This is a genomic window from Halobacillus litoralis (genome assembly GCF_020524085.2).
Lineage (GTDB): Bacteria > Bacillota > Bacilli > Bacillales > Halobacillaceae > Halobacillus > Halobacillus litoralis_E.
On record NZ_CP129016.1, the window covers coordinates 3837111 to 3853201 of the forward strand.

Annotated in this window: 11 protein-coding genes; 4 read left to right on the forward strand and 7 right to left on the reverse strand. The window is 42.2% G+C overall.

All coding sequences use genetic code 11. The features are described 5' to 3' along the window. Positions 1-9 precede the first annotated feature (9 nt). The 3 genes from LC065_RS19735 to LC065_RS19745 all read right to left on the reverse strand — a co-directional run bounded on the left by LC065_RS19735 (position 10) and on the right by LC065_RS19745 (position 5650). The gene (locus LC065_RS19735; protein ID WP_226594647.1) at positions 10-2037 is read right to left on the reverse strand and encodes an ABC transporter ATP-binding protein; all 2028 of its coding nucleotides are present in this window, start codon (positions 2035-2037) and stop codon (positions 10-12) included. Continuing rightward, positions 2034-3782, reverse strand: coding sequence for an ABC transporter ATP-binding protein (locus LC065_RS19740; protein WP_306163965.1), 1749 nt, complete (start codon positions 3780-3782; stop codon positions 2034-2036). The genes LC065_RS19735 and LC065_RS19740 overlap by 4 nt, the downstream gene beginning before the upstream one ends. Before the next feature lie 848 nt (positions 3783-4630). After that, a complete protein-coding gene (locus tag LC065_RS19745) occupies positions 4631-5650 on the reverse strand; it encodes a TIGR00341 family protein (RefSeq protein WP_226594649.1) in 1020 nt (339 codons plus the stop codon). A gap of 171 nt (positions 5651-5821) precedes the next feature. On the opposite strand from LC065_RS19745, the gene LC065_RS19750 reads away from it, so the two are divergent. From LC065_RS19750 to LC065_RS19760, 3 genes are read left to right on the forward strand one after another with little or no spacing between them, the layout of a single operon-like run. Continuing rightward, the gene (locus tag LC065_RS19750; RefSeq protein ID WP_226594650.1) at positions 5822-7303 is read left to right on the forward strand and encodes a spore germination protein; all 1482 of its coding nucleotides are present in this window, start codon (positions 5822-5824) and stop codon (positions 7301-7303) included. Further along, a complete protein-coding gene (locus tag LC065_RS19755) occupies positions 7300-8406 on the forward strand; it encodes a GerAB/ArcD/ProY family transporter (protein ID WP_306163658.1) in 1107 nt (368 codons plus the stop codon). Before LC065_RS19750 ends, LC065_RS19755 begins: the two co-directional genes overlap by 4 nt. Then, positions 8403-9533, forward strand: coding sequence for a Ger(x)C family spore germination protein (locus LC065_RS19760; protein WP_226594654.1), 1131 nt, complete (start codon positions 8403-8405; stop codon positions 9531-9533). Before LC065_RS19755 ends, LC065_RS19760 begins: the two co-directional genes overlap by 4 nt. A 135-nt stretch (positions 9534-9668) precedes the next feature. On the opposite strand, the gene helD is transcribed toward LC065_RS19760, so the two are convergent. The 4 genes from helD to LC065_RS19780 all read right to left on the reverse strand — a co-directional run bounded on the left by helD (position 9669) and on the right by LC065_RS19780 (position 14282). Beyond that, positions 9669-11912, reverse strand: coding sequence for an RNA polymerase recycling motor HelD (gene helD, locus LC065_RS19765; RefSeq protein WP_226594656.1), 2244 nt, complete (start codon positions 11910-11912; stop codon positions 9669-9671). 302 nt (positions 11913-12214) lie between these two features. Continuing rightward, positions 12215-12568: a hypothetical protein gene (locus tag LC065_RS19770; RefSeq protein WP_226594658.1), complete on the reverse strand. Its 354-nt coding sequence runs from the start codon at positions 12566-12568 to the stop codon at positions 12215-12217. Positions 12569-12573: 5 nt separating this feature from the next. Further along, positions 12574-12999, reverse strand: a complete 426-nt coding sequence (locus LC065_RS19775) for an ATP-binding protein (protein WP_226594659.1) — start codon at positions 12997-12999, stop codon at positions 12574-12576. A 206-nt stretch (positions 13000-13205) separates the two neighbouring features. Then, entirely contained in the window at positions 13206-14282 is a 1077-nt protein-coding gene (locus tag LC065_RS19780) for an undecaprenyldiphospho-muramoylpentapeptide beta-N-acetylglucosaminyltransferase (protein ID WP_306163659.1), read from the reverse strand. A 110-nt stretch (positions 14283-14392) separates the two neighbouring features. On the opposite strand from LC065_RS19780, the gene LC065_RS19785 reads away from it, so the two are divergent. Continuing rightward, positions 14393-15754, forward strand: coding sequence for an MATE family efflux transporter (locus tag LC065_RS19785; protein ID WP_226594661.1), 1362 nt, complete (start codon positions 14393-14395; stop codon positions 15752-15754). Positions 15755-16091: the final 337 nt, after the last annotated feature.

Here is a 16091-nt window from a genome sequence, read left to right on the forward strand (position 1 = left end):
TTTTGAGACCTATACCGCTTCAATGCCTACAGCTCCTTGCTGTATTTGGTACATACGGTAGTACTCACCCTTGCTATCAATCAATTGCTGGTGGGTCCCTTGTTCCATTATTGTACCATGATTCAAGACAAAAATTTGGTCCGCTTGTTGAATGGTAGACAATCGATGAGCAATCACCAAAGTTGTTCTTCCTTCCTTCAATACTTCCAGTGCTTTTTGTATCAGTTGCTCTGTTTCTGTATCGATGTTGGCTGTTGCTTCATCCAATATTAAAATGGCAGGGTCAAAAGCTAGTGCTCGAGCAAAAGAAATGAGTTGCCTTTCTCCCATCGACAATGTATCCCCTTTTTCAGTGACAGGTTCATCGTATTTTTTGGGTAATTTCTCCACAAAGTGATCAGCACCGACAGCTTTTAAAGAATGTATAGCCATTTCCCGGGAAATACGCTCATCATTCATGGTCACATTCGACAATATCGTTCCACTAAAGATAAAAGGATCTTGTAGGACAATTCCCATGTGGCTGCGCACTTGCTGTTTCGACCATTCGCTCGTCGACTTTCCATTAATCCGAATCGTTCCATGCTGGGGGTCATAGAAACGGAATAAGAGATTCATTATAGAGCTTTTTCCTGAACCCGTATGGCCGACGAAGGCAGCGGTATCTCCAGGATTCACTTTGAACGAAAGATTCTTAAGCACATCATTCCCTCTTTCGTAAGCAAACGTTACCTGATCAAAATGAATATCACCTTTATACCGTTCAATCGGTGTATTTTCGACAGGTTCCCCATGTTCATCAAGGATTTCGAAAACACGACCTGCAGCTACACGGGCTTCTTCGAGCTGAGGCAATTGATTGACCAGATCTGTAACCGGCTGGAACAGTCTGTTCAGATAATCGACGAAAGCATAGAGTACACCGGCCGTAACGATACCTTCAGGACCTATGGAACCTGCTCCGAAATACCAGATAAAAGCTACGAAGGCAAGATTCCTCAGCACATTCACGAGATTAAATGATGTTAAAGCACTTAATCTGATCAATTTCCTCTGGTAAGTAAAGTGGCGCTCATTCAAGCTTTCAAAATCGGCTGACGTCTGTTTTTCCTGCCTAAAAGATTGGATGATTGACATTCCCTGAATCGCTTCATTGATGTTCCCGTTCATATCACTGACAGTGGAACGCACGATTTGGTTATACCTTCCTGCGTACCCTTTAAACAGCTTCATCCAAATCAGCAAAATCGGAATTAATAATAAGCTCAATAGAGCCAGCTTCCAATCCAATAACAGCAAGGCAATGTAAATGCCACCCATATAAAAGAAACTCGTCACAAAGGTCGCCAAAACTTTTACATACAACTCACGGATTGACTCTGTATCATTTGTGACACGAGCGACCACCTTTCCTGCTGGCTGATTAACAAAGAATTGGATCGGTAGAGTCTGTATGTGTGAAAAGAGGTCATCTCTCATCTTTCTAATAATCCTATTTGAAGACTTTTGCAACAAAAACGTATGAGAAAACTGAAACACAGATGCAATGAGCAATAACCCTACGTATAAACTGAGGAGCCAATAGATTGACTTCATTTCAGGAAGAAAAAAGCTGTACAATTCCTGAAGCTCTAATTCTTCAGCACCTACCTCATACGAACGGTCTGGCGTTTCAATGGTCAAAACCCCGTCCTTCCACTGACGACTGCCAACGATAGGCACTTGTTCTTCCGTGAAGTAATAGCTTCTCCCCACTTGCAAAATCGTTCGAGTTTGAAGAACTTCATCCGATTCATCTCTTCGGTCAGAACGTTTATACAGGTCCTCTCTGTACTTAACCGTATGTTCACCCTTTGATTCGACCTGATACCATTGATTTTCAATTCCAATAATATGCTGATCGATCAGCCTTTTGGCGATAAAGGGACCAGTGAGTTCTAAAGCGACTGCGATGATTAAACAAAACAGACCAATGAATATACGTTTGCGGAACAACCACGCATACTGGAACAACTTTTTTTCAGTCGATTTCTTCATCGCCCCACCTCCCCGTTTTCCAACTGTTGATGCTCATACTGTTGTTGATACCATCCGCCATTTTGAAGGAGTTCATCATGTGTCCCCTTTTCAATAACTGCTCCATCGTCGAGGACCAGAATTTGATCCGCATGTGTTACGGCTGAAAGTCGGTGAGCAGCAATAAATGTCGTCTTCCCTTTCCGTTCTCTTCTCAAGTGTTGAATAATTTCAGCTTCTGTTTTTCCGTCTACCGCTGACATGGCATCATCCAGTAATAGAATTTCAGGGTCCATGATGAACGCTCGAGCGATGGAAACCCTTTGTTTTTGTCCACCAGAGAGCGTAACTCCACTTTCTCCGACTTTAGTGTCCAGCCCTTTAGGCAGTTGTTGAATATCATCTGCAAAATGAGCAAGCTCCAATACACGGCTAATTTCATGGTCGGAAGCATCCAGTTTACCAAATTGGATATTCTCTCTGATCGTCTTTGAGAACAGCACTTGATCTTGTGGTACATAACCAATCCAGGCTCTTGTCTGATCAAGACTAAGGTGCCCTAGAGGAACACCATTGACCTCAAGACGTCCCGTAGTCCCAGAATATTCTCGAAGGAGCTGACGGAACAACGTCGTCTTCCCTGCTCCTGTTTTTCCAACAATTCCAACGGTCTCCCCTTGCTTCACTGTTAAATCAATGTCATCAAGACTTTTCTTATCTGCCCCTGGATAAGAGAAGGACAACCCTTTAAACGCAATCTGCTTCGGCTCTTCTATGAAAGCAGGTGATTGAGGATCCTGTACGTCGGGTTCGTAATCAAGCGTCGACTGTACGCGATCCAGGGACGCATTTCCACGTTGTAAAACATTAATCAGTTCTCCAACAGCAAACATCGGCCAAATCAACATCCCTAAATAAACATTAAAAGAAACCATTTCTCCTAAAGTGATTTGGTTTTGAAACACGAGATTCGCTCCGTACCCTAATCCGATAGTATAAGAAAGCCCAACCAATATTTTTATCGTCGGTTCAAATAGAGCATCAATCTTCGCTACTTCTATGTTTTTGTCGTAAACTTTCGTGGTCATCCTGTTGAATGATTGCTCATCATTCTTTTCCTGCACAAAAGCTCGAATGACTCGAACTCCTCGAATGGACTCTAGGACTTGATTGTTCATTTCCCCGAAAGATTCCTGCGCTTCGGTAAAACGCTTATGAATCACTTTACCGTACCGCTTCATGACAAGAGCCATTATCGGTAAAGGAATCAGTGCCGCAAAGGTCAATGGCCAGCTTATCGTAAAACCCATAACAGCAATAATCATCATCATAAATACGGTCGAATCCACCAATGTCAGGATCCCGAAACCCGCTGTCATCGTCAGAGCCTTCAGGTCATTCGTTGCTCTCGCCATAAGGTCCCCTGTACGGTTCTTTCCGAAAAAAGTAGGTGTCATTCGCAAAAAGTGGTTCATCAAACGGGATCTCATCGTCTTCTCCATCATCATCGCACCACTGAACAGCGTATAATCCCATAAGTAGGAAATGGTATAACTCGCGATGATAATGCCCCCGTAAATGAGTAACAATTCCAATAGACGTTCTCTCGTAAAGGAATTGAATTGTATTTCGTCAATCGCGATCCCCACTAGTTTCGGAGGGATCAGATCAATCATACTTACAACGATTAAAGCTATAATCGCTAATGTGTAACGCTTCCAATAAATCTTAAAAAACCAATCAAGCTTGAACAATACACTAAACATCATTTACCACCCTCTCTTCAAAAACAGTCGCTAACCGCTCTCTTTCCAATCTTCGTTCCATTCTTTCTTCTCCATGTAGTGAACCATTTTGATTCCTCCTCTAAAAAAATCATTGATTTATATAAAAATCGGTTGTGTAACCGATTTCTATCCAAACAAAAAAAGACATACGTCCTTTGACGTATGCTTTCACACATAAAAAAAGGCACGTATCTACGTGACCTTGTTCCTTCTATACGGTTTTCATAAAAGTCATATAAACAAAAGGCTCTCAGTCACGATCGATATGAAGTTGTCTTTATATTGAAGACGTTGCTTTTTCATCATCGTGACCTCCTTTTTGTATCAATGATTATATATTATATATTTTTCTGAATTTTAAATCAACCATTATTTTCAAATCGCGATTATTCAAGTATATGGCAGGATTGTGAAAGACTCAGTTTCTAGACTTTTGTTGAGTGGAAGGGGGGCTGCGGGGAATAGCTCGAAAGCACTGCTGGAAAAATCGGCTTGTAGGATTGAATGGAGTGGATAACTTAAACCGCTCCAAAGAACGTAAAAGCTTGATATAGAGAAATTTACACTTCTAACAGTGAGTGGCATAGTGGAAGACAATTCAACTTGGTAAAGTGGTTCGTTTCGCACCTTTATTGAATGGGGTGGTTGGGAAGCTGCGAGATTCCCGTGGGAGAAGGAGTTAGGCGAGATCCCGCAGGACGCAGTCCGAGGAAGCTCGGCACTCCCCCCACAGGAAAGCGAGTAGCTTCCCAACCACCCCTGACGCTTAACAAAGCAACGAACCCCGGTTATCTTGAAACTGAGTCTTCCACAATCGGGAGCGATGGTTAGATAATGTTCTGGCCTTCCAGGATAACGAGAGCTAGGATGAGAACAATGATGATGACGAATACGATGGAGAGTGGGCGGGAGACATTCGCTCGTTGAACCTCATCCCAGCGGACAGGCCGGATGCCACTTAGCGAAAAGATGGAAACAGCAGCCAACAGGATGGACATGATGTTTACCGTCACTAATAAGAATGCACCATATGCGGCTGTCATCGATCCATCTCCGATTGACATCCCCATAGCGACAGAGGGCGGTAGCAAGGCGACAGCCACCATCACCCCCACCAAGTTCCCTGATAAACGATTTAAAAAAGCAAGCGCTCCAGCAGCTCCAGAGGCGACCCCTAAAGGAATATCAATTAAGGTAACCTTCGTTCTATCCAAATATTGAGCGTTTTCCATTCCGACATCAGTGAAATACCCGAAGGCTATGGAAATAAGTAATACAATCGCTACACCATATAAAGAACTAATCGCTGATTGTCCGAGCCCTTTATAGTCTCCAAGAATCGCAAAAAAAGCAACAGAAATCACCGGACCAATCATAGGCGCAATGACCATCGCCCCGATGACAACCGCTTCACTATCTTTAATGATACCTACAGTAGCTACAATCGCTGATAATAAGATAAGTAAGGAATAATTCATTGTAATATGGCCGTTTTTTTCAGCAGCATTCATCAATTCATGCCTACTCGCTCGAAGAAGGCGAGACTTCTCTTCTTCGTCTTCCTCCTTTGCTTCTTCTTCTTTGGTTTCTTCATGAATGGTTTCCTTAGAGAGATAGGTGTGAACAGGGATTAGCAGGGTCTCAAACCCTTCCACCACATTGGATACCTCCTCCAAGTAGTTAAGAATTTCTTCCACTTCATTTTTTTGGACGAGGATACGAACAAGCATACGTTCTTCTGATTCACTGGAAACCCAATACGAACGATGATCATACTTTTTTAACTTTTCATCGATGGAATCAAAGTGTTGGTCAGGAATGTACACTTCAATCAATTGCAAGTTCATGCACTTCACCTCTATTCGTTCATTCTGTGAATCATCTCTTACCTGGTCTAACCCTAACTTTTTATCCTTCTGCTATCACTACAATTAGAGAAGTATTGAACCTCCTTCATAATGTTTCCTATTTTCCACATACTAATTCTACTTAGAAAAGAAGAGAAAGGGGGTTCCTATATGTCGCTCCTACTGCCTATGAAAAAGGAAGAATATCTGTCTTCATCCAAAGAGATGCTTAATCAAAGCCCGGACCTCGTCCAAAAAACATTTAATCATAAGGGGCAATTAATCATTGTCCAATTCATTCATTATCAAGTAAATAAAGAACAACTTGAGGATGAAATTCTAGAAATCATCACTAAATCTACTCGTCCCTGGTCTAATGAACGTCTAGTGAATAGAATTCCTTTAGCTTCTACGAAACAAGAAAACACAATGGATTCCATCGTTGAGCAGATGATTCATGGAAGTGTATGCATTTATATTGAGGGAGAAAAGGAAGCGACATTATTCGCACTCCCTAATCAAGAACATCGAGATTTAAACCAAGCAGAAACGGAATCGCTGGTTTTCGGCCCTCAAGTATCGTTTACAGAATCCCTCATGACGAACCTGAATGTCATCCGTTGGCGTTTAGATACACCAGATCTTGTTACAGAAAAATTGATTGTCGGCGAACGGATTCAGTCCGAAATTCGAATCGTGTACTTAAAATCTCTTGCCAATACAGAAAATGTGAATACCATGAGACAGCGTATTAGGGACTTAAAAGTCTCTGAAGTAGAAGACACGAGTGTCCTTGGACAATTAATCGAAGACTCGTCAAGTACAGTTTTCCCGCAGTTGATATTCACAGAACTGCCTGATCGCTTCTGTAACGCAATTTCTAAAGGTCTTGTAGGGGTTATGGTTGATAAAAGCCCGACCATGTTGATCGGGCCTATGAACCTCTTCAGTTTCTTTGAATCGACGGAAGATTTGTATATGCGTTGGAATATGGGGAGTTTCATACGGTTACTTCGCTTCGTTTCTATGGCTTTGTCCATTATTTTGACACCGATGTATGTAGCTGCATTGACGTTTCACTATGAAATCATCCCAAGCACCCTACTTGTATCGTTAGGACAATCAAGGTCGACTGTTCCCTTCCCTCCCGTGTTAGAAGCGCTTTTACTGGAAATTTTAATTGAATTGCTCAGAGAAGCAGGAGCCCGCTTACCTACGAAGGTCGGTCAAACCATGGGTATCGTTGGAGGGATCGTTCTCGGCCAGGCTGCTGTGGAAGCCGGATTCACAAGCAACATCCTCATTATTATTATTGCTCTTAGTGCATTGGCCTCTTTCACCGCCCCTAGTTATTTAATGGGAACAGCCATACGGATCATCCGCTTTCCTATGATCCTTCTGGCGGGGGCTTGGGGAATCATCGGCATTGTTTTTGCTTTGTCTTTTCTTGTGATCCACTTATTAAAGCAAAAATCATTGGGGCGTCCGTACTTGTCCCCCATCTACCCACTGCAATGGAGTGATTTCAGTGAATCTATATACCGAGTGCCATTTCAAAAAAATGCAAAACGTTCGAAATCCCTCATGACCAAAGACGAGTACAGATATAGTAAATCAAAAGCGGCAGATCGAAATGATGTGGACCGTTTATGAAGACGAATATTCCCTTCCATCCTGATCGTGCCGTGCAAGCTTTCTATCTTTTCTTTATCATCCATACTTCTCAAATTGGAGCGGGATTAATGGGGGTGCCCAGAATCCTTGTCCTTGAAGCGGGGGTGGATGTCTGGATTTCTGTTTTAGTGGCGGGGCTTTACCTTCATTTCATCGTTTTCATCATGCTGCAAATCTTAAAATCTTATGAAAATGCCGACATCCTTGGAATTCAACAAGACTTGTTTGGCGTATGGATTGGGAAAGCGCTGGGCACCGTGTATGTCCTCTATATTTTCCTGCTCCTTTTAACGGTGATTAAAAATTACATTGAAGTGGTCCAGGTGTTTGTCTTTCCTGAGATGCCGATCTGGCTTATGGCTCTCTTCTTACTCTTTCTCATGGTTTATAGTATTTTAGGTGGATTCAGAGTTGTTGTAGGTACGAGTGTGATTTTTTTCTTTCTTACCATCTGGCTTGTCCTTACGATCTATAAACCGATCACATACATGGATTGGGAACACTTCTTACCAGTATTTCAGACACCCGCCCCTGATTTATTAAAGGGTGTGCAGCAAGTCACCTTTTCCGTGCTTGGACTTGAGATTCTACTTTTCGTTTATCCATTTATCCAAGATAAAAAAAGAGCAGCATTACCTGCACACGCGGGCGTCTTTTTTACGACATTCCTAATTCTCTTAGTGACTGTTGTTTCTATCGGTTATTTCAGCCCTGATCAGTTAAAATCGACCGTATGGGCAACTTTATCTTTGTTCAAAATCATTAGTTTTTCCGTTTTAGAACGGTTTGACTTTATTGCCGTGGCGTTATGGATGATGGTTATCATCCCGAATATCGTATTATTTGGATGGATGATTGTCCATTCCTTGAAGCGTCTGTTCAATGCTCCTAAGAAACCAACGCTCTATGGATTGGCCTTTCTCTTATTCCTCACTTCCATAACGGCTGAAAAAAGGGTCGCCCTCAACGAGCTAACCGACTGGACAGGGCAGATTGGATTTTGGATTGTTTTTGTCTATCCATTGTTGATTTACTTGATGGTTTTACTAAAAAAATTAATGAAAAAGAGGAATGCTTCATGAAAAGGTCCTCCATTCTGATCATCGTTTTCCTACTCGCTGGATGTATCCCGAAGTCTTACATCGAAACATTAGGAATTATTACAGCTGTTGGATATGATTTGACTGAAGACCAACGAATACGGGGCACCCTCGTCATGTACCAGTTCGACACGGATCAAGCGAGCACATCACAGGTCGTTACAGGGGAAGCAGATACATCGAAGGGCATTCGTTTTGCCACAAGCAGGCTTACTAGTCATCAACTGGTATCGGGTCAAGTGAGACTCGAAATATTCGAAGATGAGCTTGCTAAACGAGGAATGATGAAGTACATGGACACCCTTCAAAGAGATGCGGCCATATCGGACATGGGTTATTTAGCTACAAGTGCCGTCCCCTCAGAAGACCTCCTGAAATCAAAGAATGACGAAGATCGTCCCAACACAGGGAATTACATTCAGGAGCTGATTAAAAAAAGCATAAAGGAAGAAGCCATCCCCAATGCTGTATTGACCAGCTTCCTGCATGACTATTATGATACCGGCAAAGATCCCATCCTCCCATCTCTTACACTTGAAGACAATAAAGCAGTGATTAACGGGATCAGTTTATTCCAGGATGACCGCTACGTCCATACAACTTCTCATGAAAATACTTTCTATATTATGTTGATGAAACAACAGATCGACCATGGGCAATTTCAAGTCCAACTGGCAGATGATGCGTTAAAGAAATATCACAAGAAGGAAAGCATCGATAAGCCAGGCGAAGGCGCCCTGCATGTTTCCATTCATGAGCTTAGTTCAGAACATGACATCCATCCATCAAAAGGAGATCCGACCAAACAATCATTCGCACTGAAGATGGAAGGCCGTTTGTTGGAAATCACGCAGGATATCGACTTGAAAAATAGAGAAGCTGTAGAAGCGTTGGAAAAACAAATCGAGAAAGAAGTAAAAGAACACCTCCAAGAGACATTGCAGATCCTGATCGAACATCAAGTGGACCCGATCGGTTTCGGTGCTAAATATAACACCCAAAACAGAACAAATCGAGTGACAAAAGAAAATTGGCGTGAACAAATCCCCAATCTTCAAGTTGATTTTGACGTATCGTTTAAGCTTCTGCGCTATGGTATTTCCGAATAAAATTTAAAAACCCTTGTGAAAAAGGTTCGCCTTCATCACAGGGGTTTTATTTCATGTACACCATTTTCACAACCGTTTTTGTTTATCCTTCTACTTACGGATATAAATCTCTGCCTGGGACTTAATCAAAAAACATCAACGAGTCCAAAGTCCAGCCTTGTCAGTTAAGAGAAAGTCCTCAGGCTGTTTGCCCATCATATATAGACGATGGAGAGGCCTCGTCATAGCTACATAGAGCATTTTCAAATCCAGCTCATTTTTTTCATAAGAGTGTTCGTTACAATAGAGAAAAACGACATCAAATTCAAGCCCCTTGGCAAGGTAGGCAGGGAGAATGACACGATCTCCTAAAACGTCTGCGTTCTCTTCCATAATCTCAAAAGAAGGTAGTTCATGATTCAGCTGCTCCGCCTCTTGCTTTGTTTTCGTGACGAAAGCAAAACTATTCATACCTTTTTTGACTAAATCGTTGATCAACTGATAGATGTTGCTTTTTCGATACTCATCCCTATAAAGAAAAGTAGGTACATCCCCATGTCTGACGACAGGCTCCGCTTTCGGAAGTTCATCTGGCATATCGTCTAGAAGACCATTAGCTAAGTTCATAATTTCAATCGTCGTCCGGTACGTCTTTTGCAAAGTGAGGTAGTTGGCTGTTGGAAATATTTCGTTTTGCAGTGTCTCCCAACTCTCTATTCCTCGGTAATGATAAATCCCCTGAGCCAAGTCCCCTACAATGGTGAACAAATCCGTTTGAAAAGCCTTCCTCAAACTAAAAATTTCCATAAAGCTATAATCCTGCGCTTCGTCAATGACCACTTTCTTTGCACGATCGTCAGGATCAAGACCTGTGATAAAGGTCTTCAAATACAACAGAGGCGCTAAGTCCTCCGCACAAAGCTTCCCCGATGCGTGCACTTCTCTCGTATTCTTTCTCATTTGCTCCCATTCGTAAGATTCTTCACTATGAACCGCTGAAAAGGTCCCTTCCTCAAAGAGCTGCTGATAGATTGTCCATACCGCCACTTTTGGGTACTTCTTCATATAACGATGAACAGCAGTCCTGGATTCTTTTTTTATTTCGTCCAATCTTTCCTCTTTCCTTGTTATTAAATAACTGACGCGTATTTTCCTTTTCTCCGCATCTTTCATTCCATAAAGCGCATCATCTAGAGCTTCATCATATTTGGCAGCCATTTTATCCAAGATCCGCTTCTTTTTTCTTTTCAATTCACTATGGAGTACGGCTTTGATTTTTTGAACGCGTACTTCGTAAGGGAAATAGCTGTATTCCTCATAAAACAGGCGATTGATGGCTTTTGCACTTTTGATCTTGAATCCTGCGAGCGTAAAGTCACCCTCAACCTTGTAGGATTTCTTCCATTTTTGCAGATAGCGGTCCAGGATCCCTTTGAAGTCTTTCGATCCTTTTAACCGTGCATTATGAATGGAACTGTCATCTGTGGATTTTTCAACCGCATTCATAAGCACCTCATGCTGAGAGATGACAGGCAGATGAATACCCGTAGCTTGTTGAACAAAATCGGTAAATGTCGTTTGTCTCGCACGATCCACCCCAAGTTCAGGCAAGACTTCAGATATGTACTGAATAAACAAGCGGTTAGGAGCAAGAATAAGCATCTCTTCTGGATGGAAGATTTCCTTCATCGTGTACAAAAAATAAGAAATCCGATGAAGGGCTATCGTTGTTTTCCCACTCCCTGCGGCCCCTTGCACAATAATCGGCTTTCGTAAGTCTGCACGAATAATTGTATTCTGTTCTTCTTGAATGGTGGATACTATTTCAGTTAAACGCTTCTCTGCATTTTGAGATAATGACTCCTGAAGCAATTCATCCTTTGTGGTTAGATCGATATCTCGATAATCCAACAGTTCTCCATCTTCAATCTGATACTGACGTTTTAAAGAAACATCTCCTTCATACGTTTCTCCAAGAGCTTCATAACTCACTCCTCCCAGCCGGCCTTCATAGTACACATTCGCTAGAGGGGAGCGCCAATCCAAAATGATGGGATACTGAGTTTCTCGGTCAAATAACGACGTCTTACCGATATAAAAGGTTTCTCGATCGGGCTTTTCTTTTTGATGAAAATCGATGCGGGCAAAGTACGGTTTGTTTCGTAGATGTTTGAGGTTTTGCAGTTGTTCTTTGGACATTTTCATGAAATTAGCGTGGGAAAGCATCTCTTGATACCTTAGACTGCTGTCTTTGAAGCTTAGGTTCTCGAGCGTATCTTCCTGACGTCTTTTCAGCGTTTCCTGATCTGTTTCCTGTGAGACGATCAGTCTGTCCATGTAAGTTTTAGTAAAGGATAGACGTTCTAATTCTTCTTCAAATTCTGGGTTCCATTCCGTCATTTGAGCCATTCCTCCTTCTTTTCGTTCTGCAAGATTTACAGAACTTCTCCCTAATGGAATGACGCGTGAGCGCTGGCCCATCATGCAGTATTTCAAAGCAACGAATCAATAAGATACCACAACCACGTTGGAAGCGCAATCATTAATGATATCGTTTTATGTAATGTAGGTTCCGTTACGAAAGACGTCACATGTAAGGGCTCGGACTAGCATGATATAAGATAAAATAAAAAGCAGTTTAGTTTAAGGATGCGCTTTGTTTTGCGCTTACACCTAAACTAAACTGCTATTGAAAAGGCACCCTAGGGTCTGTTTTTGTTCTCCACATATTTCGGCAGATGCATCTCAAATATGAAGAAAGAAAGAATACGCAAAAGTACAGGATATAAGGCCAGAAATCCTATCAAATCCCCGATTCCCCCAAGAAGGTTGGTAAAAAGAAGAACGGTGGCCAGAATAAGCATGAGAAAAACAGTCACAAGGCCTACTCTTCCATTGATAGGCGTCCACGCTCCTGCTATTGTCCTCGTATCCTGTTCCAGCAGTTCGAAGCAACGGTAGTGATAAGGACGTATTCTGAACCAGTTGGATGCTGTGACAAGTTCGTCACGGTCCTGAATTTTTTTGTAACAATACCGACAGATGTTTGTGTTCACGAAATCTACTCCTGATTGAGATATTTTTTCATTAGCAAACACTCGTTGCCCTTTTCATTATATCGCAAAACATCCATAACTCTAAGCATTAACGTAATTCCACGTCCACTTTCATCCAAGTCTTCCACACTTGGGAACCAGTGCTTCATATCCCCTGTCACCTGATAAGGCCTCCAGTCAAACCCGTCTCCATGATCGTAGACCCTGACGAGTAACCGTGAATGAAGAAAGTGGATTTTCAATAAGACGGGATAATCTGTTCTCTCTTGATGGCCATGGGCCCACGCATTCCATACAGCTTCGGTAATCGATGCATCCACAAGAAGTTGATCATTCCCGTAGTATTTGGCAAGATATGGTGAATATTTACGTCGGACATCTCTCAGTTCTCTCGGATGTCTGATATTGGCTTCTATAGATGCCTTCATCATTCAGCCTCTCCTCTTCTAAGTCAATAATTTGCAACCATTGCACTTAGTAAATGGATTTGTTCACTTGTCTATTCCCTTTATGCAAATCACTTAAAAGGGGAAGCGTTAACTTTTTCATAAAAAATGGAAAAATGATGATGAATGAATGAGCAACTATCCTTGTTTGACATTCACTTTTATGTCACTTGCTTTAAAAGAAGGATACCTTACTTTTTCCTCTCATGACTTTGGATGATGTCCATCACTTTTTCCTTCGTCTGTTCACTTTGATAGCTTTGCATGGATTCAAGAATCTGCTCGCGATTGTCTATGAGTTGACGGAGGTCCTTTAATAACGTTTCATTTGTGAGCTCTTCTTCCTCTCGTTTCATCGCATAGCCCTGTTTAACAAAAGAGTCTGCGTTCAAAATTTGGTCTCCGCGACTTGCTTTTCTTGATAATGGGATGAGGAGCATCGGTTTTTTCAAAGCTAAAAACTCAAATATAGCGTTTGATCCTGCTCTGGAGACGATATAGTCCGTAGCAGCAAACAAATCCTTCAGCTCATCTTGGACATATTCGAATTGGGCGTATCCACGTTTGTTGATGGACGTGTCTTTGTGCCCTTGCCCACAGATGTGAACAATCTGAACTTCATGGAGCAATTCATCTAAATTATCGCGTATCGCATCATTGATTCTCTTCGACCCTGTACTGCCTCCCATCACCATAACCACAGGTTTCTGCTTGTTGAATTCACACAAGGCTAAACCTTTGGAGCGGTCTCCTTCAAACAGTTCTTCGCGGACTACGGCCCCGATATATTCACCCTTTCCTTCCGGCAGATGTTTCATTGTTTCAGGAAAAGTAGCCAGGATTTTTTTTGCAAACGGGAAGGATAGTTTATTGGCCAGACCCGGCGTATAATCCGATTCATGAATAACGGTCGGAACGCTCTTCAAGCGTGCCGCCATGACGACAGGTACGGAGACAAATCCCCCTTTTGAAAAAATGACTTGAGGCTTCCGTTTTTGGATGATGCGGAGAGATTGAGCTAATCCTTTCAACACCTTAAAAGGATCCTTGAAATTTTCCTTCGACATGTACCTTCTCAGTTTTCCTGTTGAGATGCCGTGGTAGGTGACTCCATCTAAAGGCTCAATCAAATTTCTTTCAATCCCACTATAGGATCCAATGTAATCGACGGTATATCCTTGTTTCTGAAATTCTGGAATAAGCGCAAGGTTCACGATGACGTGTCCCGCTGTCCCTCCACCTGTAAATAAAATCCTTTTTTGACTCATATGTTAATCAACGTCCTTTCAGAGGGCTTCTTGAGTAATTCTGGATGTGTTACTATGCTATAATCCTCGTATTCCTCTAAAGAGAATTGTACCAGAAAAGAGTGTGGCCTATGTATGAAACAAAAACTTTAAAAGAAAAAATCAAACTGTTCATCGTCATCCTCATTCCGATCCTGATCACACAAATTGGAATGTACCTGATGAACTTTTTCGATACGATTATGGCTGGTCAATCCGGCCCTGATCAATTGGCAGGAGTAGCGATAGGGTCAAGCATATGGATGCCTGTCTTTACAGGTTTGAATGGCATTCTCATGGCTATTTCCCCAATTGTCGCTCAATTAAAAGGGGCAAAAAAAGAATATGAAATTTCTTATTCCGTCAAACAAGGGATTTATTTATCCATCTTTTTGGCGGTAGGAATAGGAACACTCGGGTTCTTTTTATTGGATCCGATCTTGTCATTATTGGATATCACTCCAGAAGTTCGGCATGTAGCGAAATATTACTTAGTGACACTGGGAATGGGAATTGTCCCCTTGTTTGTCTTCAACATCCTTCGCTCATTTGTAGATGCCCTAGGTCAAACCAAAGTTTCAATGGCCGTTATACTGATGACACTCCCAGTCAATGTCCTTTTCAATTATATGTTCATCTTTGGTCGGTTGGGTGCCCCTGAACTGGGAGGAATCGGGGCAGGAGTAGCTTCTGCTCTAACTTATTGGGTATCATTAGTCATCATTGCCATCATCATTCACAAACTCCGCCCACTAAGCACTTATAAGATTTTCCAGTCATGGATTTCTCCTGAATGGAAAGAGTGGTGGGCACAATTGAAAATCGGCATTCCCATCGGTTTTGCCATCTTTTTTGAAACGAGTATTTTTGCGGCCGTCACCTTTTTTATGACGGCTTATGACACGAGTACGATCGCTGCTCATCAGGCAGCCATCAACTTTGCATCACTTCTTTATATGATCCCTTTGAGTATCGCCTTTGCACTAACCATTGCTGTTGGATTTGAAGTTGGGGCAGAAAGACACAAAGAAGCGAGAACTTATTCTTATTTAGGCATTGCATCAGCTGTAATGATGAGCGTCTTTGCAGGTTTAATTTTATTTTTGTTCGATGATGCGATTGCAAGACTCTACAGCACAGATGAAAGAGTAATTGAATTGACTAAGAATTTCATCATCTATGCTATCTTCTTTCAGCTGTCGGATGGATTCGGCGCACCTCTGCAAGGGATTCTCCGCGGCTATAAGGATGTGAACATTACGCTTGTTATGGCGTTCATTTCTTATTGGGGCATTGGTTTGCCGAGTGGGTACTGGCTTGCGAACTATACGGCACTTGGACCTTACGGATACTGGTTAAGCTTGACAATCGGCTTAACCGCAGGAGCCATCACCCTCCTCATCCGTATGCTGTACATCCAAAAAAGAAATACTCAAATAAGCAGCACTTCCTAAACAATATGGCAGGATTCTGGAATACTTGATTTCGATACTTTGTTGAGTGGGTTGGGGCTGCAGGGAATAACTCGCTTTCCGCGGGAGCACGGTGAGCCTCCTCAGGCTGACGCCTTGCAGGGTCTCACCCAGCACTCTTTTCCCGCAGGAGTCTCCTCATTCCCCTCCGCCCCTTTGCTATACCAGTGTCTCGAAACCACTTCCCGAATAATCAGTTATTCAGTTTAATGGGAGTATAAGGATAAAACTCCTATGGCCAGGTATTTGAATCCTGAAAACTTGATACAGAGTGTTTTAAACTTTTAACAATCGGGATAGCGGAAGAAAATCCAACTTG